The following is a 362-nucleotide window of genomic DNA, read 5'->3' on the forward strand; positions in this document are numbered from 1 at the left end:
GCGCGCGCCGCGGGCGCCCGCACCATCGCCATCCTCAATGCGACGTCGTCGCCGGTGGCTGACGAAGCGGAATTCGTGGTTCCGATCGAGGCCGGCCAGGAGCACTCCGTAGCGGCGACCAAGACCGTGATCGGCTCGATGGCCGCCGCCGCCCAACTTGTTGCCGAGCTGGCGGGAGATCATGCGCTGCGGTCAGCCCTCGACAGGCTGCCCGAGCGCCTGCACCGCGCGTTGGCACTCGACTGGTCCGGGATTGCCGATGGTCTCGCCAAGGCGTCAGCTGTTTTTGTGGCGGCGCGGGGCCTGGGCCTCGGCTCGGCGCGGGAGATCGCTCTCAAATTGTCGGAAATCCTGCGCCTGCC

1 protein-coding gene is annotated in these 362 nt (G+C 69.3%); it reads left to right on the forward strand.

Annotated elements, in window-relative coordinates; all coding sequences use genetic code 11:
• A partial coding sequence (locus AC0L30_RS43160) for an SIS domain-containing protein (RefSeq protein ID WP_473406810.1) occupies nt 1–362 on the forward strand: 362 nt, incomplete at both ends.

The sequence above is a fragment of the Bradyrhizobium sp. MI1.11 genome (assembly GCF_055811255.1).